Annotated in this window: 20 protein-coding genes, 2 tRNA genes and 1 riboswitch; of the genes, 12 read left to right on the top strand and 10 right to left on the bottom strand. The window is 33.3% G+C overall.

The genetic code is table 11. The features are described from left to right. The first annotated feature begins 126 nt into the window (after positions 1-126). Complete coding sequence (locus BOW55_RS05175; RefSeq protein WP_129023270.1) at positions 127-681, top strand: hypothetical protein; 555 nt, start codon at positions 127-129, stop codon at positions 679-681. Between the two features lie 247 nt (positions 682-928). On the opposite strand, the gene BOW55_RS05170 is transcribed toward BOW55_RS05175, so the two are convergent. The 8 genes from BOW55_RS05170 to BOW55_RS05135 form a co-directional block, all read right to left on the bottom strand. Beyond that, positions 929-2,023, bottom strand: coding sequence for an exopolyphosphatase (locus BOW55_RS05170; RefSeq protein ID WP_129023269.1), 1,095 nt, complete (start codon positions 2,021-2,023; stop codon positions 929-931). 130 nt (positions 2,024-2,153) lie between these two features. Continuing rightward, positions 2,154-2,226, bottom strand: a tRNA-Met gene (locus BOW55_RS05165). A gap of 128 nt (positions 2,227-2,354) precedes the next feature. Further along, positions 2,355-2,879 carry a DUF4269 domain-containing protein gene (locus BOW55_RS05160; protein ID WP_129023268.1) on the bottom strand — a complete coding sequence of 175 codons (525 nt, stop codon included), beginning with the start codon at positions 2,877-2,879 and terminating at the stop codon, positions 2,355-2,357. A gap of 3 nt (positions 2,880-2,882) precedes the next feature. Next, entirely contained in the window at positions 2,883-4,409 is a 1,527-nt protein-coding gene (locus tag BOW55_RS05155) for a glycosyltransferase family 39 protein (protein WP_129023267.1), read from the bottom strand. A 166-nt stretch (positions 4,410-4,575) separates the two neighbouring features. Then, entirely contained in the window at positions 4,576-5,124 is a 549-nt protein-coding gene (locus BOW55_RS05150) for a DUF4494 domain-containing protein (RefSeq protein WP_129023266.1), read from the bottom strand. 237 nt (positions 5,125-5,361) lie between these two features. After that, positions 5,362-6,924, bottom strand: coding sequence for a PKD-like domain-containing protein (locus BOW55_RS05145; protein ID WP_129023265.1), 1,563 nt, complete (start codon positions 6,922-6,924; stop codon positions 5,362-5,364). 20 nt (positions 6,925-6,944) lie between these two features. Further along, the gene (locus BOW55_RS05140) at positions 6,945-8,090 is read right to left on the bottom strand and encodes a YncE family protein (protein ID WP_129023264.1); all 1,146 of its coding nucleotides are present in this window, start codon (positions 8,088-8,090) and stop codon (positions 6,945-6,947) included. A 33-nt stretch (positions 8,091-8,123) separates the two neighbouring features. Continuing rightward, positions 8,124-10,193 carry a TonB-dependent receptor gene (locus tag BOW55_RS05135; RefSeq protein ID WP_241686480.1) on the bottom strand — a complete coding sequence of 690 codons (2,070 nt, stop codon included), beginning with the start codon at positions 10,191-10,193 and terminating at the stop codon, positions 8,124-8,126. Positions 10,194-10,272: 79 nt separating this feature from the next. Continuing rightward, positions 10,273-10,510: riboswitch (cobalamin riboswitch) on the bottom strand. Between the two features lie 175 nt (positions 10,511-10,685). On the opposite strand from BOW55_RS05135, the gene BOW55_RS05130 reads away from it, so the two are divergent. Next, positions 10,686-11,636 (top strand): homocysteine S-methyltransferase family protein, encoded by a 951-nt coding sequence (locus BOW55_RS05130; RefSeq protein WP_129023263.1) that lies wholly within the window; start codon positions 10,686-10,688, stop codon positions 11,634-11,636. Between the two features lie 159 nt (positions 11,637-11,795). Here BOW55_RS05130 and BOW55_RS05125 read toward each other — a convergent pair whose 3' ends face one another. After that, the gene (locus tag BOW55_RS05125) at positions 11,796-14,180 is read right to left on the bottom strand and encodes an outer membrane beta-barrel family protein (RefSeq protein WP_129023262.1); all 2,385 of its coding nucleotides are present in this window, start codon (positions 14,178-14,180) and stop codon (positions 11,796-11,798) included. Positions 14,181-14,301: 121 nt separating this feature from the next. Here BOW55_RS05125 and BOW55_RS21245 point away from each other — a divergent pair, with 121 nt between their 5' ends. The 3 genes from BOW55_RS21245 to BOW55_RS05115 are packed head-to-tail and all read left to right on the top strand — an operon-like array spanning position 14,302 to position 16,030. Then, positions 14,302-14,670, top strand: coding sequence for a hypothetical protein (locus tag BOW55_RS21245; protein WP_241686479.1), 369 nt, complete (start codon positions 14,302-14,304; stop codon positions 14,668-14,670). Beyond that, positions 14,664-15,344 carry a sensor histidine kinase gene (locus tag BOW55_RS05120; protein ID WP_241686478.1) on the top strand — a complete coding sequence of 227 codons (681 nt, stop codon included), beginning with the start codon at positions 14,664-14,666 and terminating at the stop codon, positions 15,342-15,344. The genes BOW55_RS21245 and BOW55_RS05120 overlap by 7 nt, the downstream gene beginning before the upstream one ends. After that, complete coding sequence (locus BOW55_RS05115; protein ID WP_129023261.1) at positions 15,341-16,030, top strand: LytTR family DNA-binding domain-containing protein; 690 nt, start codon at positions 15,341-15,343, stop codon at positions 16,028-16,030. Before BOW55_RS05120 ends, BOW55_RS05115 begins: the two co-directional genes overlap by 4 nt. 57 nt (positions 16,031-16,087) lie before the next feature. Here the strand turns inward: BOW55_RS05115 and BOW55_RS05110 are convergent. Beyond that, positions 16,088-16,159: transfer RNA gene (locus BOW55_RS05110), tRNA-Glu, on the bottom strand. Between the two features lie 556 nt (positions 16,160-16,715). Between BOW55_RS05110 and pnuC the strand changes: the two genes are divergently transcribed. From pnuC to BOW55_RS05075, 7 genes are read left to right on the top strand one after another with little or no spacing between them, the layout of a single operon-like run. Beyond that, complete coding sequence (gene pnuC, locus BOW55_RS05105; RefSeq protein WP_129023260.1) at positions 16,716-17,291, top strand: nicotinamide riboside transporter PnuC; 576 nt, start codon at positions 16,716-16,718, stop codon at positions 17,289-17,291. Continuing rightward, positions 17,278-18,273, top strand: a complete 996-nt coding sequence (locus BOW55_RS05100; RefSeq protein ID WP_206733589.1) for an AAA family ATPase — start codon at positions 17,278-17,280, stop codon at positions 18,271-18,273. Before pnuC ends, BOW55_RS05100 begins: the two co-directional genes overlap by 14 nt. A 24-nt stretch (positions 18,274-18,297) precedes the next feature. Then, a complete protein-coding gene (locus BOW55_RS05095; RefSeq protein WP_206733588.1) occupies positions 18,298-19,890 on the top strand; it encodes an AAA family ATPase in 1,593 nt (530 codons plus the stop codon). Next, positions 19,878-20,849, top strand: a complete 972-nt coding sequence (locus BOW55_RS05090; RefSeq protein ID WP_129023259.1) for a hypothetical protein — start codon at positions 19,878-19,880, stop codon at positions 20,847-20,849. Before BOW55_RS05095 ends, BOW55_RS05090 begins: the two co-directional genes overlap by 13 nt. Next, a complete protein-coding gene (locus BOW55_RS05085) occupies positions 20,842-22,602 on the top strand; it encodes a hypothetical protein (protein WP_129023258.1) in 1,761 nt (586 codons plus the stop codon). The genes BOW55_RS05090 and BOW55_RS05085 overlap by 8 nt, the downstream gene beginning before the upstream one ends. Then, the gene (locus BOW55_RS05080) at positions 22,595-23,176 is read left to right on the top strand and encodes a hypothetical protein (protein ID WP_129023257.1); all 582 of its coding nucleotides are present in this window, start codon (positions 22,595-22,597) and stop codon (positions 23,174-23,176) included. The genes BOW55_RS05085 and BOW55_RS05080 overlap by 8 nt, the downstream gene beginning before the upstream one ends. Next, positions 23,163-24,521, top strand: coding sequence for an AMP-binding protein (locus BOW55_RS05075; protein WP_129023256.1), 1,359 nt, complete (start codon positions 23,163-23,165; stop codon positions 24,519-24,521). The genes BOW55_RS05080 and BOW55_RS05075 overlap by 14 nt, the downstream gene beginning before the upstream one ends. The last annotated feature ends 46 nt before the right edge of the window (positions 24,522-24,567 follow it).

The raw sequence follows: 24,567 nt of genomic DNA, 5'->3' as shown, positions 1-24,567 counted from the left end.
TTTTAGAACCTTACGTTTTTAAGAAGAAGATAAGGTAGCGCAAAGTCAGAGACATTTGCGCAGCGCTTGTCATGAACACTTTGGGGAGCAGGGTGAAATAAAAGAACAAATGCAAAATAAAAAATAATGAAGCAAAAATTAAATAAAGAATTTTATACAACGATTGGATTTGCAGTGTGTATATTTGTACTGACATTTTTCTTTTTTAAAGAATATGTTCTTCAATCTTCTTCACTATTAGGAAGTCTTTTTTTTAGTATTATAGGTGTGTTTTTAAGTTTTTGCCTTACATGGTTCTTAAAAAATAAAAGCCTTGTTCAAAAGCTAATTGTTCTCCTGATTTATGTTGTTTTTATTGCGGTTTTTGCTTACTCCAAAAATAATAATTTAATAACGGATAGTCCTGTTGGTAAAACAAATATAAATTCTGTTTGTGGTAACTGGGTTACAAAGGAAAATGACTTAATTCTTAAATTGAATATTAGTGATAAGGCAATGAAAATGAACTTTTATCCTAATGATAAGCAATTGTTTTTTGAGTATGAAATAAAAGGTAAAGTAATTGATTTTTTTAATGATGATGATGTGTCTAATTTTCAATGGAAAATTTTAAAGCTAACAAGTGATTCATTAGTTGTACTTGAAAAAAAACAGATTTTGAAATTTAAAAAGGAGAAATGAGGGTAATTGGTAGTGTATCAGATTGTTTTTTTTACTCGCTCCCGCACGAATCCTTTCGTGTGGCGCAAAGAGAATCGACAAAGAATGTAAAATAAAACATCCTCGCTTCACGAAGAATTCTAACTAAAAAATGCATAAGTATACATTTTTTATTCAAAAAAAAGCTCCAGATTTCTCTGAAGCTTTGATTAGTTTAAAATGCAAAATCGAATAACAATTGTGCAATGTATACATTAAATAGTGATCTTTAAAAATTAGTATTTACTTTTTTAGAGCGATCGGCAATGTAAGAGATCAACCAAGTTACTTGTCCTTCTTTTACAAAATATATTTTCTTTGTTTCTAAGTTTGGAATACTTTCTAAACACGTTACCAATATGTTGTTTGCCGAAATAAGGTATTTCTGGTCATAAGTGCTTAAAACTCTCGCCATTTCTTTGTTGGTTTTGGCAAGGTTTGTAAATTTTCCAAAGTTATTTTTCAGAATAGCGTCATAATCGATAACATCTTGAAGCGTCAAAGGAATGTAATGATCTTTAACGTTTTCATCATAATAAAGCGTTGAAAATGCCCAAACAGCACCGCCAGATAAATATAATTTATCTTTTTTCATTAAAAGCGGATTTGCGTCAAACAGCTCTTTAGTTTTCTTGCGTAATTTTGGATTAAAATCAAATGACTTTTCTTGATAGGTTGACATATCATTAAGCTGACTTTTATTGGTCACTGTTTTTTCTACAGCATCAGTAAGCGTCATGGTGCCAAAATCAAGTTCTAGAGGGATAAATTCTAATTTATTGTCTTTAAGTTCGTCAATGTAACCGCCTTTAGTAGTTTGAGCGCCAATATCTAAAAGAAAAGCATTTGCATAATCAACAGGCGGTATTGCGCCTTTAACTAACGTTTTGGCTTCTTCAGTACCATCAAGTATTTCAAGTTCTTTATTGGTAAGAGAAGTGATTTTGCTTTTTAAAACATCAAAGTTGCTGGCAGATGTAAATACAGGAGCGGCAACGATAAAGATATTTTCGTCCAGCATTTTATAGTCGGCTTTGATTTTTTTTAATTGATCGACTATAGTCAGACTCGTTTTGTTTATGTCTTCTGGTGTAAGTTTTCCAGAAGCGCTGATATGATCGGCAAACGGAATTCTTTCTGTCCAGAAAGAAAGTATTTTATAATCAGCTTTTTTAATGTTATTTACATCAACAACAGACACTTTAATAGCTCTGCGTCCAATTTCGATTCCGGCATAAATACTTTTTTGCGCAAACGAATTGAGGGTGAAAAATAAATTTAAAAGAATAAAAAATAGAACTTGGGGTTTGTTTTTTTTAAGCATTGGATTTTAATTACGATTATAATATAATTTATTTTTTATCGAACAAAGGCTGTAGGTAGTCTATTGTTTCTAATAGTTTAAGTCGTAGTTTAAAAAAAAAGCCTCAGATTTCTCTGAAGCTTTGTCTTAGTAGCGGGAACAGGACTCGAACCTGTGACCTTCGGGTTATGAGCCCGACGAGCTGCCTACTGCTCTATCCCGCGATGTTTCGGGTGCAAAGATAAGTACTAAATACGGTTATGCAAAGAAATAACTGAAAAATTTTGAATTATTGCTTTTTAGTTTCTAATTAATTGTATTTTAATATGTTGTATTTGGTGTTTGTTCTTGGTTAGATTTTGTAATCGAGTAATTCTGTATAAGGATCGTTTTTTAAACCCAATAATTTACCAAAAGCAGGTTCTGTTTTGTAACCATTTTGCTTGAGCGCAATGATTTTTAATCTGAAATTCTCATCTCTTGACTGTAGAATTTGATGTTCAATAAGCATATGTTTATAGGCGTTTTGATTTTTAGTCGGAGTATTTTGCCCGAAGATCTCTATTTCAAAACCATCAATTTTAAAATTTGCAATTACAGATTCATTGTTATTGATCAAACGGTTTCTAATTTTAAACTCAGGTTTAGTACTAAAAGCTGTGGAAATTTTGGTTATAAAATCGGTTTTGTTTGTCCAGTAACAAATAATATCAAGATCGCTGTTTTCAATATCAATATTTATAGGAATGGTGCCAGTTAAAATAGGATCAAATTCATATAGGATTTCTAAAATCTTATTTTGGGTTAAGATTTCATAAACTCGAACTTGTTTTGAATTTCCTGTTTTTAAATAGGTAATAGAGGTAAAATCAATCATTTTTTAGTCGGCATAATTTTTTTCTTCTTTAATTTCCTGCTCCAGTCTTTTGGTTATGTTGATTTTGGCATTGGTAAAAACAAAAAGGGTTGTTTTGTATTCTCTTGCGTATTGATTTGTTATTTCACCAGCGATAAAAGCAGTTTCAAAATACGGGCTTGTTTCTGCGAGTTCATTGCTGTTTTCTTCAAATTCCTTAACTCTAATCAAGTTTTGGTATTTGATATTCAAATTAAACCAATTCACATAATCAGCATTAAAAGAAACAGCTTTTATTCCTTTTTGAGTATAAAAATTTATTGCTCCCGCTTGTCCGTAATTATCGCAAAGCACCAACGTATTTTCTGATTTTGGGAATAATGCATAAACAGAATCCGTTTTTCGGGCAAGCTCTTTCCAACCCAGCATATCGGCAAAATCTTGCGGTAGTTTGTGATCTTTTCCATCTTCCCAGCGCAGCATTCCTAATTTTTTATACTTCTCAGGATGTTTTACAATGTATTCTGGCGTTTTGTTTGGAAACGCAATATTGTACATCGGAATAAACAATAATATCGGAATGGCGGCAAATACATATCGCAAATAATATTTCCATCCTTTTTGCAACACTTCAGAAAGGTATACGGCACCAAAAGCAATATAAATAGGATATAAACCAATGGCATAATACGCTTTGGCTTTGAAATAAATAAAGACAATGAGCGTAAAAATTATCGCCCCAAAAAAGAACCTGTATTTTGCAAAAGGCTTATAAAATAATAAGCTGTATAAAGCTGCGAAAAGAACAAAGATAGATCCTATAAAAAACAAGAGTTGTTCTTTTAGAAAATCGAGACGATCTACATTTACCAATTGTGTTTCTGCCAATTCTTTCATGTGATGTACAATCGGAAAATGATTATTATACTGCCATAATAAGTTTGGAAGTATTAAAAGAAGTCCTAAAATCAAGGCAGAATACAGCTTTTTTTCGGTCAGTATTTTTCTTTGGTTTGACAGTAAAAGTGCAGGTAAAAGACCAATCAGCAGGAAAAGAATGTTGTATTTGTTTAAAAACCCAAAAGCAAATACAATTGCGCCTATATAAAACCATTTTGATTTTTGAGTCGTGATAAATTGAATTATGATATAATAAAATAGTGTCCAGCACAAAACGTCGAGCGAGTTGGGTTGATACAACATATTGAGTCTTAAAAGAGACGAAAACAAAATACATATGGCGCCAAGAACCAATGCATAAAAACTACCTTTTAAAACCTCAATTGTTTTCCACACAAATAAAAGAGTGAGTGCGCCAAAAAGGGCAGGGAAGAACTTAACCCAAAAAACGGAATTTCCGAGTTGAAATATTAGATAAGAAAACCATGAAGTAACGGGAGGAACAGATAAATAGCCCCAAGCCAAATGGTGCGCTTGATCGAGATGCAAATATTCGTCGCGCTGCAAATCATATTCAGGACTTAAAAGCGTGTACTGTAAAACAAATTTTAAAATGATAAATCCAATTAAAACAAGTGTTTTTTTTGTCATGGAATTTTTGGTTTAGTGTGCAAGTGCTTTTAGGTCAGTTTTGTAATAACGAATATATGATTTATTTTAATTTTATAATTAATAGAAGTTATGTTGGCTGATAAAAAAAAGCTCCAGATTTCTCTGAAGCTAATTTGTAATTTTAATTTTTGGAGTTTAAGAAAATTTATTCCTCTGATGCAGTTTCAAATTCCATGTGGTCTATTGTTTCTTCGTCTGGTTTTACAGTTTTAGAAGCTTTTAGAGCATTGAATCTTTCCAGCATTTCGGTTTCTCCTTCTTCACCGCTGAAGTATGGGAAAACGTCCATAATTGGCGATTCAGAAATGGCAGGAATCGAATATTCTCCCATAGTGTTTTTCATAACATGAATCGTATTGTCATAAGCTTCTCTCACATCATTTGCCTGAATCAGCATATACATATTCGATTTTCTTTCCTTTCCGCTTTCTTCGTCATAAGCGATCAAAGAAACTTTTGATCTAAACCAACGATCTGTGTTTTCAAAAGGATGAATCTCGGCATAATTTGCCACTTTTATGTTCGTGATTTTGAATTCTTCACTTATATAAGCAGCCATTTCTTCATTGATTCTTTTTTCAGCTTCTGTATAAGATACTGCATCTACCAAATAAGGTTCTGTTAGTACTTTTTGGCCTCCAGTTTCATCTGTTTTTCTATATTTTACTTTGCATTCGTACCAAATTGCGCTCATCTCTTTAATTTTTTTAAGGATGCCAAAGATAGATTTTACAGGAAAATAAACTCATAAAATACTCAAATAGATATTCACAATTTGAGTATGATTTAGATAAAGTGTTGAGTGTTTTGTTTTTAAGTCGGCTTTAGAAGTGTAATTATTTCTCGGCCGCAGATTAGAAAGATTTTCAGGCATAAAAAAAGTCTCAGAGATTCTGAGACTTTCCTTTTTTCAAAAAATAAGAATACGGAATTATGGTAAATTTAAATCTTTAAATCCTGAAACTTCTGTTGAAACTTCTCCAAGCCATCCGCCTTCAGCACGGTTAGAATTGTATACCTTAATAAAATCAACTCCTTTTAGTTTTACTGATTCTCCTTTAGCATTTACAGCCCAGCTTATGTCGATTTGACCTCTTACATCAGCATTAGCCCAGTTGTCAGTATAACCCCATTCGTAAGCAGGATTTGCCCAGTTGTTTCCTTTTCCGCCAGATTTATCGTAAATATTAGATTTTAAGAATGTTCCTTTAAAAGTTACACTATTTCCTTTCCATAAAGGGAAAAACGTTTGTTTGTGGAATTGGTTTTTTGCTATATAACCAGTTTGTCCTTGATTGTCAGTCCAACGAATGTAATTTGGTTCATTCGGATTAGTTGGTTCAGCTTCTGGTTTATAATACGTCATTTCGTAATTTTTGATAGTCGTCGCTTTATTGTGTTCAGAACCTGCAATTTCAAACCATTCATCATCCGCTTTTCCGTTACCATTTGCATCGTAAGAAACCATTACAATTCCAGGTTCAGCCCAATCTGTAAAAGCATTTCCAAGAACAACAAAATCATTTCCTTCTTTATTGATAATCGTATGGTCAAAACCAAATTGCACATAACCTCCAAATCCTCCAAGGCTGATCATGTTTCCTGCTGTTAAAGCTGTTTCGGCTTTTACACGCATTGTTTCGTCAGTATCTGCGGCAGTCGCAGCAGGCAGCGCATTTACAAATTGTCCTGGAGCAGGAAAGAAGTCAAAAACACGTGTAATTTTGTTTAAATATGCTTTTTCGGCAACAGTAACAGTAAAAGATTTAGAACTTTCGCCAACTCCATTTTTAGCTTTAAACTCGATATTGTAAGTTCCTGCAGCACTAAAAATATAGAACAAGTCAGTTGTTGCAGCAACTTCTTGGCTGTTTACAATCCATCTATAAGTTGCATTTGCAGCATTTGTTAATTGAGGCTGAACTTTAAACCATTGCATTTTATCTACAGCAAAACCACCAGCTGGATTAGGCAGTGTAATTTCTGGAGCGCTTGCAACGATGCTGATTGTACGGCCATCGGCAAAAGTAAAAGTCATAATTCCGTTTGCCAATGCAACCGATGTAATTTCTGCAGCGTCCTTTCCTTTTTGACCAGAAGCAGAAACGCCAGTGTCTACATTATCAACAAACCAGTTTCCGTTAGTTCCAATAGTGATTTTTGCAGCTTCGCCTTTAGCTCCGCTTTCCCCTTTGGCAGATTTTCCAGTGTCAACACCATCGATCCACCAGTTTCCGTTTTCACCAATTTTTATAAACGATGAGGTATTGCGGACATTTAATTTAGATCCGTCGCTCATTGTAATTACATAACTTCCGTCTTTAGTTTCGTAGTTTACCACATACAACCTTTTGTTTAATACATCAAGCAGGTTCTCGTATTGTGCCATTCGGTTTTTCAAATCATTGACATCATTTTTTAGATCATTAATATCGTCTTTATAACAGCCCGAAAGAAGCAGGACAACCGACAATGCAAGTAGAATTTTCTTCATTTTTAAAATTTATGGATTAATTATTGTTTTTTTGTTTTAAAGGCAAAATGTGCAGGAATATCTCCAGTTGTAACCGTGAATTTTGTATTCCCGTTTTTGTCAATACAGTATAATTTTCCGGGCGAAACATAATCTCCAGCATCCGTTATAAAAACATTTAGAGAAACAGGATCAACCGCAAGCCCGTATGGAGTTTTAATTTCGTCGCTGACCGCTTTAGGTAAAAAGCTCTCTGTAAGTAAAGTTTCGGTTTTAACATTAATCAAATTGTAGTTTATGATATAATCGAAGGTGCTGTAACTAAATTCAGATCCAATTATATAAGCTTTGTCACCAACGATAGTAAGATTGGAGCAGGCAATATCAAAAGTTTTTTTAATGAGGTCAGTTTTAGTATCAATTACAAATAGTTTGGAAGGAATATCATAATAATCGCCGCGAGAGCTTACATACAAATCTCCATCTTCATCAGCCTCAAGTCTGTGCAGATTTATGGCAACATCAATATCTTTTGTTTTGGTAAAAGTTTTTAGATCAATTACAGAAACGGTTCTTTCGTAATTTGGCGGACTATATCCTCCTGAATTGGCAACATAAAGTTTATTGCCTACAACAGCCATTTCTTCGGGTTGACGGCCTACTTTCACTGTTTTTGTGATCGAAAGCGAAGTGGTGTCGATTTCGGCAACAAAGCCATTTGGAGAATTTTCTCCCAATTGTACTTCGCCGTCATAGGCGCTTGCGTAAGCTTTTCCATTGGCAAAAGTTATGTATCGGCAATTTTTGATGTCAATTACTTTAAGACGTTTTGCGGTAACCACATCCATAACTTCAATTTTGTTTGAGTTGTTGATAACCGAATACAATTTTGAACCGTAAATACCAATGTCGTTTCCTACATCGCCTAAACCTAAAGTCGCATCAGGATTTGCTTGACCGTAAACATTACGCTTGTAACTTCCGGTTTCATAATCGTAATAATCTAATGAAGCTTTATTCATGTTCATATTCCCCTCGTTAAGAAGATAAAAACCTTGTACGGTCGTAACGGTTTCGGGCGGTAAAACTTCTACTTCTTCACGAATAATAGGATCATCTTCCTGACATCCTTGAAGAGCTATTGCCGCAAAAGCGAGTAAAAGCCAAAATTTGAAATTTGTTTTCATTGCTGAGAATTTATTTAGTGTTGCTGTTTTATTTTAAAAATTTAGAGAAAGGCTTAATCGATAGTTTCTGCCCGGCATAGGAAAATTGAGTACTACATCATAATATTGATTGAATAAATTATTGACTTCGCCACTTAATTTTACAGGAATTTTTGAGAATTTTCCATTCCAAATAAGAGCCATATCGCTGGTGTACCAAGGTTTAACATAATTAACAGGAATGTTTGCTTTTTGACTGTAACGCTCGCCGGTATATATAAAACTGTAGTTAAGATTCCAGTTTTTCCAGTTGATCGATGAGGTTATTGTACCACTGTTTTCTGGTGTATAAGGAATTTGATCACCGTAAGTTGTTCCTTTTGCAGTAATGTCAATTGCTTTTTGATAGGTATAACTTAAACCTAAATCTAGAAAGATTTGCTGCGGGAATTTAAAAACGAAATTGGTGTTTAGTTCTAAGCCGCGAATATCGACTTCGCCCAAATTCATCATAGTCCATCTAAAAAGGTTAGATGACGGCATTGCGATAATTTTATCTTTTACACGATTGTAATAAACATCGGCTTGAAATGATATTGATTGCAGCATTTTTTTAGGCTCAATACTGTAAGTTGTTCCCACATCGTATTGCGTTGTAAATTCTGGACGCAAAGAACTGTTGCCTATAAAAGTGTAATACAGATCATTGAAAGTCGGCATTCTAAAAGACTCTTTGTAAAACGCTCGAACTCTGAAATTCTTTATCGTAAAAGGTTGATAAGAAGCGGATACAACCGGACAGAAAACATGCTGACTATCGCCTTGCTGATAATATTTAACCTGCTCGTCGATATAAGCTCCAAGCAAATTGGCTTGAATATCAAGTCGTTTCCAATGCATTTCGCTGGAAATAACGCCTAGATAAGAATATCGGGTAGGATAGGGAAAACGGTATAAATTAGCATCAAGCGTATTAATGGAGAAATCTGCTGCAAACGACATTTTCCACCAATCTTTTATAGTGTAGAGATTGACAATCGAAGCGTAAAATTCGTTTTGGTAATATTTATTATCCAATGCGCCTTCAAGAGTTTTATAATCAGGATCGATATAACGGCTGTAGTCTCTGCTGAATTTTACATTAGTAAGTATTTCATGTTTTTCGAAAAAGGAATTCTGTACAGAACCATGAATGAAAAAATTACGATCCCATTGTCTTTGCACATGTTCGTATCTATTAGCTAGAATAGCGCCCGGAAGTCCTCTTTCAGAATCGTAGTAATAAGCCTTAAAGTTGGCAATAGCGTTTGAACCAAATTTGGTATGCAGGTTCAATTCAGCCCGAAGTGCGGTTATGTCTCCGTTTTGGCGAACAGCCGTTGTATCATAACCGTCTTTTTTCTGATAGCGGTATTTGTATTTTCCATCGGCTTTAAGCCATTCAATATTGGAGGAAAGCGCTGTTTTAGAAGTTATTTTTTGCTGATAAAGAACAGAAGGATTTACTAATCCAAAAGATCCAGTTTTAAAAGAAGTTCTAATATTTGTGGTTTTACCCGATTCAAAAACAGGAATTTTTGTTTTTAGTAAAAGTGTACTTGAAGCGAAAAAACCTCGTGCAGGCTGAAAAATAGTCGATTTTTGACCATTATAAAGTTCGATGGCTTCAATATTATCCAAAGAATATTTTCCTAAATCAACTTGACCGTTTTGCGCATTTCCAACCGTCATTCCGTCATAAAAAACTGCTGTATGAGCGCTTCCTAAACTTCGAACGTTTATGGTTTTTAAACCGCCAATTCCGCCGTAATCTTTCAGTTGAACGCCCGAAAAATAACGAACCGCATCTGCAACCGAAAGACTGTTTAGTGCTTCGAGCTGTTTACCCGATAAAATCTGAACAGGCATAGGCGATTCGATCCTAAACTCGCGTTTGCTCGCAGTTAGAATCACTTCGTTTAACACAAGTGGTTTTAAAGAGTCTCGCTCCTTAGTTTTAGGATTATCCTGTGCCATAATCGGATTCATAAATAAAATCCATAATAAGGCACATAATCCACAATGCAGCAGACTTGAATGCCTGTTTTTACATACGTGCATAGCAAAATAGTCTATTTGTGACAAATAGTTTTAAACGGAAAAAATGAAATCAAATGTTTAGTTTGATAAATGTGTTTGTCTTTAAAACTCTGGTCCGCGAGAGCCTAAAATTATATGCAGTGGCAGGTCTCCTGACTTATTCCCATTTTGAGCCGCCTTCCCACATTTGATAAAAATGCAGTGGCAAAAGATTTGATTCCGAAAGCCAAAAAAGCTCTCCTAATCTGTCAAAATGTTGCATGGAATTTACAGTAACGGGCTTGTTCAGGATTTGCACCTGATTCCCTCTTCGTTAACTGCACTTGAAAAGTTGCAGCTAAACCATTGCGGGTGCAAAAGTAAATAAACTCTTTATGGTTATGGTTATGTTTTTGAAAAAAATGCCGAAAAGTATTCTTGAAAAGCAAAGTTCTTGATTTTGCTTTTGTTTGATTTTTTATTTGAAGAAGTCGAAATTTTGTATATTTATAGTGCTATTTGTTTGATTATTAATTATTTGTGTTTAATGAAGTGAAGATGAAAAAGACTAAAAATACACTGCCAAACGAATCTGAAGATTTGTTTTTAACCGATGGCGGACTCGAAACAACATTGTTTTTTCTAGAAGGTTATGATCTGCCTTATTTTGCTGCCTTTGATATATTAAAAGATCAAAAAGGATACGACAGCATGAAAAATTATTATTCGCGTTATTTAAAAATTGCCGAAAAGTATAAAACCAATTTTATTTTAGAAAGCCCAACTTGGCGCGCAAATCCAGAGTGGATTGAAAAAATTGGGTACTCAAAAGATTCCTTATTTGAGTTGAATAAAAAAGCAGTTTCGCTTTTATCAGATTTAAAAACAGAATTTTCGAATACTGTAAAATCTATTCTTATAAGCGGCTGCATTGGTCCTAGAGGCGATGGTTATGTGCCTGATAATTGTATGAATGTCGACGAAGCAAAGCAATATCATTTAACGCAAATAAAAGCATTGAGTCAAATGCCGGTTGATTTTGTTTCGGCACTTACCATGAATTATATCGAAGAAGTGATAGGTATTGTTCAAGCTGCAGAAACTGTAAGTTTGCCTGTAGTCATTTCGTTTACAGTCGAAACTGATGGAAAACTGCCAACTGGAATGAGCTTAAAAGACGCAATCGAAAAAATAGACAAAAGCGTGAATATTCCTCCAATGTATTATATGATAAATTGTGCGCATCCTACGCATTTTGTAAACGAACTGAAAGCGAATGCAAATGAAAATTGGATAAAAAGAATAAAAGGTTTTCGAGCAAATGCATCTTGTAAAAGCCACGCCGAATTAGACGAAGCCACAGAATTAGACCGAGGAATTCCTAAGGATTTGGGTAAAGAATACAAAAACTTAAAAGATACTTTTAGCCACTTAAATGTATTTGGCGGCTGCTGCGGCACTGATGAAGAACATATGCACGAGATTGTAAAGCAATTGAAAGTAATTTAAAACAGCTTTATAATTCTAAACTTAAATAATTTGCCTCTTTGATTGCAGAATTTTTTATTTGTTTTGAAAGCTCCAGCGGAGCGGAATATTTATAGCACAATTTATTTCCATGCACAAAAAGCCCCAGATTTCTCTGAAGCTCTGTTTTTGTTGCTGCAATTAGTTTATTCTATTTCTTTCGTCTTCGTTTCCAAAATCGCGTTGTTTTGATTTAATATTTTGATTTCCAAATTTATAACTTAACGAAATTCTAAAACCTCTAGTGTCACCGTAACTTTTTATATTTGTTTTTATTCCGTTTGAAGTGTAGGTAATTAATGGTTTTTGAGCATTCAATACGTCTTCGGCTAGAAATGTAATTGACAGGTTTTTTTTGAAAGTGAGCATTTTAACCGAGATATCTAAAATGTTCAAAGTCGAAATATTAAAAATTTGATAACGTCCAGGAAGCTGTAAACCGTAGTTTAATCCAATAAATACTGTTTTGTTAGTGCTTATCGTAAAGTCATTATTGCTGTAAATATATCCGTTGTATCCATCTATAGAACTAATGAAATTTGTTCTTGATTTTACATTTTGATAGTTTAAATTAAAACCTGTAAAACTGTTCCACCAAGAATATTTATTGAAGTTGTACGAAGTAGAAAACCCTATTTGATACGTATTTGCATAGTTTAACGGCATTCTTTTGGTGCTGTTTGTTTCAGGATCGATGATAGATAATTCCTGCCCAAAATCTGAAACCTGAGAAAAATAAACAGAGTTAACCCATTTTTGATTTCGGATAAACGAAAATTCAAAATTATCAATTAACGAAGGTTTTAAATATGGATTTCCCTGCGAATAAGAATAAGGACTTGTTTGAATTACAAAAGGATTTAAATACTCAAACTCTGGTCTGCGGATTCTTCGACTGTAATTTAAAGAGAAAGAATTGTTTTCATTTGGCGCATAAGTCAAATAAGCCGTTGGGAATAATTTGATATAATGGTTTTCAGTTGTTTGATTTAGATTTTCAGAATAACCTTTGGTTTGTGTAGCTTCAATTCGCAAACCCATTTGTGTCTCCCATTTAGAATTTATCTTTTTGCTTCCCGAAAAATATAAAGCTTGATTGTACTCTTTGTAATTAAAAATATTCGAATGGTTTGTATTGAAAACCGCAATTCCTGTTTCATTGTTGTATACGGCTAAATTGTTATCAGTATTGGTATGAAAAGCTTTTGCTCCAAAACTAATCTCTGCCCATTGATACGGTAACGAAACGTCGATATTTGCAGAGTAATTTTTGATTGTATTGACATTGCTGGTGGTCGACGAAAAAAAAGTGTTAGGAATAACATTTTTATTGCGATCTAATTCATTTCCAGAAAAGAAACGATAATCATTTTTACTGTAATTGAAGTAATCCAGATTAATCGAAATATTTTTCCCTAAGCTGTCTAATACAAAAGAATTTTGAAAATTAACAGTATTCATTTTCGGATTGTTGGCCGCATTAACATCCGAAGCGATATAAGAATCTGCCGTTCCGCTATTATTATATATAGTTGTAAACGGATTATTAGTTGAGGTTTTGTCTGTAAAACTGCCAAGATACTGAATTCCTGCTGTCCATTTATTAGTTAGTTTGTAATCAAGACCAAAGCCTAAACTCAATACATCAATTACAGATTTATTTTTAATATCTTCTTTCCATAACTCGTTTGTGTAAAATATAGCACTTTCTGAAGTAGAGCGTAATTTTTGTTTTCCTTTGTTAACAGAAGCCTGCACCGAAATTTTATCATAGTTGTAAGTAAATAATCCATTTAGGTTTTCGCCTGTATACGTTTTTTGTGTGTATGAAGTTCCAATATTCGCATTCCATGAATTTGCTTTGGCATTTTTTAATTTGATATTAATAAGCCCGCTGTTGCCCTCTGCATCATATTTTGCCGGCGGAGTAGTTATGACTTCAATACTTTTAATGTTATCAGACGGAATTGATTTTAGAAACGCAGCTAAATCTTCTTGCGGCATTTTTTGCAAGCGATCATCAATCATGACAAAAATTTCACCTTTTCCAACAATCGAAATAATTTCATTTTGAACTCTTACCGTTGGCGTTGCTTTTAAGGCATCTAAAGCTGTTCCGCCTGTGGCAGTTACAGAATTTTCGACATTAAAAACAAGTCGATCGACTTTTTGTTCAACCAGTTTTTTTCTAGATTTTATGGTTACTCCTTCAAGGTTTATTGATTCTTTAATTTCAATTACCGCTAGATCAATGTTTTGGTCAAGAGTAACTTCTTTGTTCAAGTATTCTGTTCCAAATTGTTCCAGCAGCAATCTATAGATTCCTTTTTCAGTTTTCAATTCAAAATTCCCCAAACTGTCAGTCGAAACGGATGTGACCATTTTGTTGTCCTTAAATAAACTGGCAATTACAAATTCGACTTGCTCTTTGTTTTGATTTATTACTTTTCCTTTAATAGAAAATTGCTGGCTGAATACATTAGTTTGACTAAGAAGAATAAACAATAGGATGATAACTTTTTTCATAGGTTTTGATTTAATTACCATGCAAAACTGTGCTGAAAAAATGCCTAAAACTAGTTTTATCGACAAACCCCCTTGAATAATCTACAAACCCGTTTTTAGACTTTTTTATGAATGTATATCTTTGAAAAAAATAAATATCAATATGCGTAAGGAAACATTATCACTAAAGGCAGAGATTATCATTCATGTTATATATTGGCTTTTGATGGCGTATTTTATATTTGCCAAAAATCCAATACAAACAAATGTTTTTGTTCTAGATTTGTTTTTTATAACTTATTGCATTGTTTTTGTTTTTACCTTTTACTTTCACTATTTAATTGTAATGAAAAGGGTTTTTAAAGCCTTTCAATGGAAAATATTTTTTGCAGGCGTATTAGTTTCTTACCTGTTTTTTACCTTATTAAGATGGCTTATTGAACAAGTTATAACAGCAGTTTTGTTTGATAAAATAAACTATATAAATCCTGAATTTTTAACTATATGTTAGATAATTTGAATTACTGCAGTATGGCTGTAATTTTGAGTTCACTGCTTTGGTTTGTAATTTATTTTATTCGTCTTTTAGAGTACAATCAGATTATTTTGGAAGAAAATAAAAATACCGAAATCAAATTTCTAAGAGCGCAGATTAACCCTCATTTTGTTTTTAATACACTAAATAATATTTACTCGATGGTCTATTTTCAATCGGATAAATCTTTGGAGGCGATTGAAAAATTAAGTCAAATTATGCGTTTTACGACTTATGAATCTCAAAAAGAAAAAATTAGATTGCAAGATGAAATCGATTATATAAAAGCCTACATCGAACTTGAACAATTAAGGCATCAGGAAAATGCTTATATCGATTTTCGAATTGAAACGGCAGAGGTTTCAGAAGAAATTCCGCCTTATGTTTTATCTCCATTAATTGAAAATGCTTTAAAACATGGATTAACTTCGAACGAAAATCCGATTTTAATTAATTTGAACTTGAAAGACAAAAAGCTCAATTTTAAGGTCGTAAATAGTATCGCAATACAAAAGAAAGATAAGCTGGGCGGAATTGGGCTGGATAATTTAAAGAAGCGATTAGAATTTCATTATCCTCAAAAACATCAATTAAAATTAGTGAATCAAAATAATCAGTTTACAGCTGAACTTGAAATAGATTTAAAATGAAAAAAATAAATTGTATTATATTAGACGATGAGCCGTTTGCAGTAAAACTTATGGCAGATTATGCATCAAAAGTTCCTAGATTGAATGTTTTGTATGCTGATTCGGATGTTTTTAAAGCAATAGAGATATTGAACAATGAAACAGTCGATTTGGTTTTTATTGATATTCAAATGCCGCAGCTTACCGGAATCGAATTAATGCAGATGTTTAATCAAAAACATAACTTTATTGTTACAACTGCTTATACAGATTATGCTTTAGATGTTTTTCAGTTTCATGTAATTGATTATTTACTGAAACCTATAGTGTTCAATAGGTTTTATCAAAGTGTTGAGAAATTCATTCGCTGGCAGGAAACTTTTCAGAACCAAGATTCTGAGGATTTTTTGCTTGTTAAAGCCGAAAGGAAGCATTATAAAATTGCGACAGCTAACATTCTTTACATTGAAGGATTAAAAGATTATATCCGAATACACACAAAAGGCGAAAAAATTATGGTTCTCGAAAATATGAAAGATATTCTCGAAAAACTGCCTGTAAACCAATTTGTACGCATTCACCGTTCGTATATTATTCCAAAGAACAAAATAAAAATTATTGATGGAAATCAAATTCAGTTGATTAGCGGAGAGCAGCTTCCTATTGGTGAAACCTACCGAAAATTAGTGTCTGATTGGTTAAATTAAAAGTAGTGCAAGTACCTAAAAACAAAAAAGCTTCAGATTTCTCTGAAGCTTTTTTTGTAGTCCGTGGGGGAATCGAACCCCCCTTACCAGGATGAAAACCTGGCGTCCTAACCGATAGACGAACGGACCTGTTTTGCTATTGCGGGTGCAAAAATGCAACTATTTTTGAAATACACAAAAAGATTCCGAAAAAAACTTTTTGAAATTAGGCTTGAAATAACACGTTTTGAGCTAGAAAATCACAAACGAAACGAGTTAGTTTAAGTGTATTTATTTGGTTAATAACAGGTTATTTTACACTAAAAAATAAGGTAAAGAAGGTTTTTATTCGAATAAAAATTTTTAATAAAATTTAGAAATGTTTTGTTTTAAAGAATATTCTTGCGGATTTTTCATAGTTTTTTTGAAAAGTCCAGCTGAAAATAAATGTCAATATCTCCTTTTTTAGACAATTGTATAGTTTTTTCTTCGTCCATAATTCGAAAGAACACATCAAAAACAGAAGGATGTGTTTTTCTAATTTTTTAGATCTCCATTTTTCAGACAATAAGATGGTTAATGATTCTAATTTGTTCAAAAAGTATTAGTCGTTCAAAAAGTACTTAAATAAAGAGATGCAAATTGTTTAAATGTTATTCGTTATCAATTAAAATTTTGATTCATTATTATATATTTATACCCAATTATGGATACAACTTTAGAAATATTTGGCGCATTTTTCGGCTTTATGGCTGTTTATTTTACTATTAAACAAAATATCTGGTGTTGGTATTTTGGTTTACTTCAAGTAATATTATATTGTTTTATTTTCTACACAGCCAAATTATATTCAGATATGATTTTGCATGTTGTTTATGTTTTTCTGCAAGTATTTGGCTGGTATAATTGGAAATATGGCGGTTCAAATCACAGTACATTGCGTATAACATTGATAAAAAACGAAACTTTTTGGATTGGTTCAACCATTTTATTATCCTTTTGTTTAGGTTATTTTATGCAGACAAAAACGGATGCATCTTTTCCTTATGAAGATGCTTTTATAACCATTGCAAGTCTTGTTGCTCAATATTTAATGATTAAAAAAGTATTACATTCTTGGATGTTTTGGATAGTTGTAGATGTAGTTGCTATAGGTGTATATTGGTACAAAGGTTTGTATTTTACAACAGGGTTGTATGTGCTTTTTTTAATAATGGCAATAATTGGTTATCTAGAATGGAGAAAAGTATATAATGAAGAATTTGAATATGAGCGAGCATAAAGTTGGATTAACACTAGGTAAGTTTGCGCCTTTTCATAAAGGACATCAATTATTAATAGAAACTGCTGTTAATGAAGTTGATGAATTAATAGTGTTAATTTATGATGATCCAGTAATAAATATTGCTTTAGCGACCAGAGCAGCTTGGATACGTGAAATATACCCGAAAATTGTAGTCATCGAAGGTGTGAATTCACCAAATGATACTGGTTATACGCCAGAGATTATGAAAATTCAGGAAGATTATGTTTTAAGTGTTTTAGGTAATCGTACTATCTCGCATTTTTACTCGAGTGAGCCTTATGGCGTACATATGAGTATTGCGCTGAATGCTGTAAATCGACAAGTTGATGTTAGTCGGAATATTATTCCAATCTCTGCCACAAAAATTAGAAAAGATTCATTTGAAAATAAGAAATTTATTCATCCCATAGTTTATAAAGATTTGATAACAAAAGTGGTATTGCTTGGAGCTCCATCAACTGGTAAAACTACGTTAGCAGAAAAATTGGCTCTTCATTTTGATACGCAATGGATGCCTGAATACGGAAGAGAATATTGGGAGAAGCATCAAATAAATAAAAGACTAACTTTAGAAGATCTTTTAAAAATTGCTGAAACACACATTGAGAGAGAAGATGCTCTTGTGCTGCAATCAAATCGAATTTTGTTCTCAGATACTAATGCGATTACGACCTATTTATTTTCGCTGGATTACCATGGAACGGCTCTTGCAGCCTTAGAAAATTTAGCAAAAGCAGCAGAGAACAGGCACGATATTATTTTTGTCTGTGATACTGATATTCCTTATGATGACACTTGGGATCGATCTGGTGATGTGAAAAGAAAGGAATTTCAGCAAAAAATAATAGAAGATTTAAACAATAGAAATCTTAAATATTATATGCTCAGTGGTACTATCGATGAACGAATTGAGCAAGTATCAAAAGTATTATCTGCTGCAGAGAATTGTAAATTTTAAATAACTTAGAATCAAAATATAGCTATGTCTGATTTATTAAATAAAACGATGGGATTTTTTAAGAAAGTTCCAGAATCACCAACAAATCCGCAAGATGCCAAAAGCAATAATAAATTTCAAGTAGAAGATCTTTATTCAACTGATGATTTTCAAAAAGAATCTGGTGATGCGATTACTTTAGATGAGAAATTGCGCCAAGCGTATTTTTGGATCGCTAATACGGCCATTATCAGTCCGTATTATGATATCGAATTTAATGACAGCGATCCTAAAAAGTTTTTATTTGGAGACAGTAAAGTACCTGTTTATCTGCCTACAGATCAAAGCTATTCTAGTTTTGTATTAATGCCTCTGTTAAATTTAGCTGTAAGAGGTAAATGTCTTATTGTTGGCGGGCCAGGTCGCGGAAAAACAGCTACTTCTGTTTTGATGGGTTTGCTGGCTGGATATGATAATAAAGATGTAATGCGAGCCATTCAGCATGGTCAGCCTCAAATGACAATTTCAGATTTATTAGGACATCCATTGCCTTCGGATATGGTAAAGGCCGAAAAAACTTCAGATATTCGAATTGCTTGGCGAAAATGGTTAGGCATGAGAGTAAAAATTATTGATGAATATAATCGAATTCCAACCAGAACGCAATCTGCTTTATTAACCGTACTGGCCGATAACTACGCTGAAATTTTTGATCAGATTTATGAATGTCCTGATGGCGCATGGTATCTGACTGCTAACGATGATGCAGGTGGAGGAACTTATCAGGTTATTGAAGCCTTAAAGGATAGAATTGATATTGTTATTAGAGCTATGCACTTTAATACAAGGTTTATTGAAGATTTATTGCAGCGCATTGAGCTCAATTTTAAGCCAGAAGCAATAATTCCTGAAGAAATTATTTTTACAGAAGAAGAATTAACGACTGTAAATAAACAAATTAGAGGGATTCAAATAGATCCAGAATTACGTAAACGTATTGAGTTTTTCTGTCGCCAGTTTGAATTTTTTGAACCTGCGTCTAACCGACTGGAATATATGACCAAAGACACGGCAAAATTATCTGGTATGGATATGCGTGTTCTTTTTAGAAAAGAAACAGGAAAAGATCCAATTAAAGATTTAGGTTCGCAGGCAAAGAATGGTTTATCTGTTAGAAAAATCATGACATTACTAATGTTTTCTAAAGCATTGGCTTATTTTAGAGGAAATCGAAAAGTAGAATTAGAAGATATTAGACAAGTTTTGCCATTTGTTTTACACGACAGTTTGACGCCGCATTTAGAATCTCCATTTTTCGATCAAATAGGCAATGAAGTATACAGAGTAGATAGAATTGTGTGGCTGCGAAACTTATTCGATTTGTCTTGCGATGAATATGTGAGTCAGGATTTGGATAGAAATGATCCAGTTGATCGATTTGAAGAGGAATTTAAAAAAGGTCTTGAAAATATATCTTCAAAAGAAATTGATAATCGACTTTTAAGTATTGAAAAGCAGCTGCAAAAGTGGTCTGAAGAGAAAAAGCTGTACGGTTATCGAGCTGATGATATTTTAAAACTAAAATATCTGCATCAACGATATACCAATTACAAAAGATGGCTGCAATGGAAAAAATAAGCTTTCAACCACTTATTGCAGAATTAAGCGAAAAAAGTACGTTATACAATCGATGGTACAATGAGAGCGAAATGAAATATGGCAATTTGCCTGCTCATGCAATTACGAGCTGGATGGTAGAAGTTGTTGAACCAATTGTAAAAGAAACGGCTGCTTTAAATTCTGCTCCAGAAAAAATTCATGAAATCGTAAAAGCGCTTTATCAAGAATCATTGAAGTTAATTGGAAACGGATCTGCAATTCGCTATAAAGACGAATACAAAGAGGCTTGGCTGTTAATGGCGCAAATGCCAAACTTGGTCGTGAAATTTCCTGTAAAAGTAATTTCATTGTTAAATGATGTTCTTTTTAATCTGCATATATATGCACCAGAAAAAACAATAGATTGGTGTAATCTAATCAAGCTCAGCAGCTCTGAGATTAAAACTATTGAAGATTTTAAAATTGCAGGACGTATTTATGCGTGGAGATGCGGTTTGGCGCATTTGAGGATTCGTTTAAATACAGATTTCAAAGAACTTTCTGAGAATCTGCAAGAAATAGTTAGTAATGCCATAAGTTCAGACAAAAGTTCGATTCAGCTTTTTAAGAATCCTTGGGCGGATGAAAAACCAAAATTTGAAGGCGTACAAGGCGGTTTTAAAGACACAGATGGATTTTTTGAAAATCCGCCGAGACTAGCAAAAATTGATGGAAACATATTTGTAACCGATTCGAAAAGCAGTTATGCACTTTTTGCAGACCAATTTGGAAAAGTTTTGGTTCCTGCAAATTCTGTTGATGCATCTCTAATTTTATCAAATTCTAATCGATTAGATAACTTGGAGAAATGGCTCGGAAAAGGCAACGAAAAAATTGACACAAAAAAGATTTCATCTTTTGCGACAACAGAAAACACATTGGTTTTAACGTTGCAAAATTCCTATTTTTTATACTTATTCAGTCTTGGAAATGCATAATCAATCTGAAATAAAAGAAACATTAGCCGCTTGGAAATCGTGCTGGCAGCAGGCAAAACTGGAGTGGAATCCTTTGCTGCGCTTGCAAGAACCTATTTGGTGTTTGTCGCATCAGGAAGCTCAAAAAGAAGGGCTTTCGGGCAGCTTTGCAATGATTCGGTTAACAGATCATCGCATAGTGATAAACTTAGAAGAAATTGTAGAACGCGGTATTGTCGATTACGCTGTTGAGGTATTAGCACACGAAATAGGGCATCACATTTTTGCACCTGCAAATTTATACGACAACGCTGTTTTGTTGAACCGAATTCGTTTTGCTTTACCCGGTATTGAGGATCGAGCACCTATGGTGTCAAATTTATATACTGATTTTTTAATCAATGATAAATTACAGCGTGTCAATAAATTAAAAATTTCAGAGGTTTATAAAGCGATTAATTCAGAAGATAATTTTTCTGAATTATGGACATTAATGATGCGTACTTATGAATATTTGTGGCGTTTGAAACGCGGCGAATTAGCAGTGAATTTATCATTTCACAGTAAAAAAATAGATGCTGATGCTTCATTATTAGCTTCTTTGGTTAGAAGTTATTCAAAAGGCTGGATTCATGGAGGAGGAAGATTTGCTGTAATGTTATATCCCTATTTAATGGATGATAAAACGTTTCGAGATGCACGTAAAAAGATTTTGATACTATTAGATGCTGAAGATGCAGGCAAAGGAGCTATGGATATCTCGGGCATGACAGAACTTGATTTAGAAGGCTATGATGAAATAGTCGATATGCGAAAAGAAGCGATTAGTTTAAAAGAAGACGGCGGCAAGAAAAACATCGATGTTTTAGGTTTAGATGAAAATATAAAAGGCGGATTTGGACCAAGAAATGGATATATGGGTCCGGGAAATTATATCGACTTAATGCAGCAAGTCAACCCAAATGCTGATGAGCAGAGTTTGGTTAATGCCTATTATAAGGAAATTGCTTTATCTCATTTAATTGATTTTCCTGTAGAGACTTCAGAAAATGTTTCTATGGATTTACCAGAAGGTTTGGAAACGTGGGATATTGGAGATGCCATAGAAGAAGTAGACTGGCTGCAATCGGCTATTTTATCACCAGCAATTATTCCCGGATTAACCACTCAAAAAAGAACTTACGGTGCAGACTCTGATAATAATATTTCAGAAGGACCTTTAGATGTATATATGGGGATAGACTGTTCTGGTTCGATGATGAATCCAAAAGAAAATTTTTCATGGCCGGTTCTCGCAGCAACAATTATTGGATTATCTGCTTTACGTGCTGGAGCATCCGTTATGGGGTGTTTATCTGGTGAACCAGGAAGTTACTTGGAAACAGATGGTTTTATTTCTGATGAAACAGATTTGCTAACTACCTTAACCTCTTATTTGGGAACTGGTTATGCTTACGGAATTGAGCGATTGCGAAAACCGTTTGGAGAAAAACCAAATAAAAAATCACATATTGTAATCGTTACGGACAATGATATATTCAGCATGTTAAATTCTGATACACAAAAGAAACAAACACATTGGGAATTGGCTGAAATTGCATTAAAAAATGCTGGCGGGCACGGAACTATGGTTCTGCATTCTTATCCAGATTACCAAAAAGATTTAGTAATACGGTTAGAAAAAATGGGTTGGAAAGTATATTATGTCACAAACGAAGCTGAACTTTTAAAATTTGCATCAGAATTTTCACAACAAAATTATGCCTATGTCTAAATATGATGTTTTTGAACTAGTTACCTATTTAAGAAAATGTCCAGACAGCTTTTTAAAGTCTTCGGATTTTCTTATTAAAGATGGATTGAATTCAACAGCCTTAATTTGTGATACATACAGAATTGTAAGTAATGATTTTTTAAGAACGGAATTTAACATACCAACCAATATTGATTTAAATCTTATTAAAGATAATCATTGGCTGGCAATTCATATTTCGGTATGGCTTCTTAGTCATCAAGATTTTATAAATAAGCCATTTATTGCAGATAAACTCTATAATTTTTGGTTTGAAGAATTGCGTGAAGCTGCTGCATATGTAAAATTTAAGGAATGGATTAATGATGATGAACGTGCGGAAGAAATGGTGCGTTTGCTGCTAAATTGTTGTGAGATCATACCTAACGGCGAAAGTTATGATGAAGCGGCAGATAAATTATCTTCATTAAGCAGTGCAGACAGGCATAAAGTTTTAAAACAATCTTATGAAGCGCACGAAAGAATAATGGCCATTAAAAGAGAAATGGCAGAGAAAAAAGCCAGAGAAGCAGCAAATACCTATGGACGCGAGTAGTAATCCACAAATTGCATTAACAGATGAGGAGCGTTTTCCGCTGCTTGATGATTTAAGTTTGTTAAATGAACTTAGACAAGATGCTTTTGCTCCAAAATTTAATTTTAAAAGCGGCGATCGATTAAACGCAGTACAACTTTTAAAAGTCCATTCCTATAAAAAAAAGTACTATGATAAAACAGTATTTTGGAACGAAGGACAAACGCCAATTTGGGTAAATGACTATTTAAAATGGTGTCTTAAAACAGTACCTTTTTATGAAAAAAAAGGCACTGATTTAGATTCTTTTCCAACCATTTCCAGAGAAGACATTAGAAAATATCCTTATTTATTTGTTTCTAATGAAGCAAATTTAGAGGAGTTGTTAGTGTATCATACATCTGGATCTACAGGACCAAAGTTAGATGTGCTTTTTGATGCCGTTTCACAAGCCAATTGGCTGCCGCAAATAGAATCGGTTCTAAAAGATTTCGATATTCATATAAAAGAAAGTAAAAATACAGCAGCAATTGCTTTGATTTGTGCACAGCAAAAAACATTGACATACGCTTCTTTATCAACCTATTTAGAAGGAGCGGGTATTTTAAAAATAAATCTAAATCCGTCAGATTGGAACCATCCTGATGATTGTAAAAAATACCTTGAGAAGTATAATCCGCAAATTCTTACTGGTGATCCAATCGCTTTTACAGCATTATTAGATTTAAAGCCTAAACTGAATCCAAAGGCCTTAATATCTTCTGCTATGAAGTTAACAAAAGGCACCAAAAGCAAATTAGAAAATTATTTTAAATGCCCTGTTATCGATCTTTATTCGTTAACAGAATGTAGAAACATAGCTTATGCTTCAGAAATTGGACATAAGGTTATTCGGCCGGATTTGTATTTAGAAATTTTTGATGAATATCAAGATGTGAAGCTTCCATATGGCGAAAGAGGAGAATTAGTAGTTACCGGAGGCAGTAACCCTTTCTTGCCCTTAATACGATATAGAACAGGTGATTTTTGTAGTTTAAAGATAGAAAATGGAGTTCCGTTTTTAATAGATTTAGAAGCTCGAAATCCAATAGTTTTTTTAACAAAATCAAACGTGAAAATCAATAATATTGATGTTTCTAATCGTTTGTCTCAGTTGTCTTTGGCAGGGTTTAAAATGCATCAGCAAAAAGATAAGCTGATTCAGTTTGTAGGATATTCTAATGAACATACTTCAGAGGAAGTTGCTGAAGTATTGAACACAATTTTTAAAAATGATGTTGATATTCTGGTAGATATTCAAAAAATATCTCAAAATAATGCTGTAGAAAAGACTCTGTATTCTTCAGACCTGCAGACAGATTTGTAATTATAAAATAAAGTGTCAATCAAGAAGCTGTCCTTTTAAAATACAA

This window comes from Flavobacterium sp. YO12 (genome assembly GCF_004119495.1).
In the GTDB taxonomy this organism is placed as follows: Bacteria; Bacteroidota; Bacteroidia; order Flavobacteriales; family Flavobacteriaceae; genus Flavobacterium.
The sequence above is the reverse complement of the archived record's forward strand: the minus strand, read 5'-3'. Positions and strand labels throughout refer to the sequence as shown.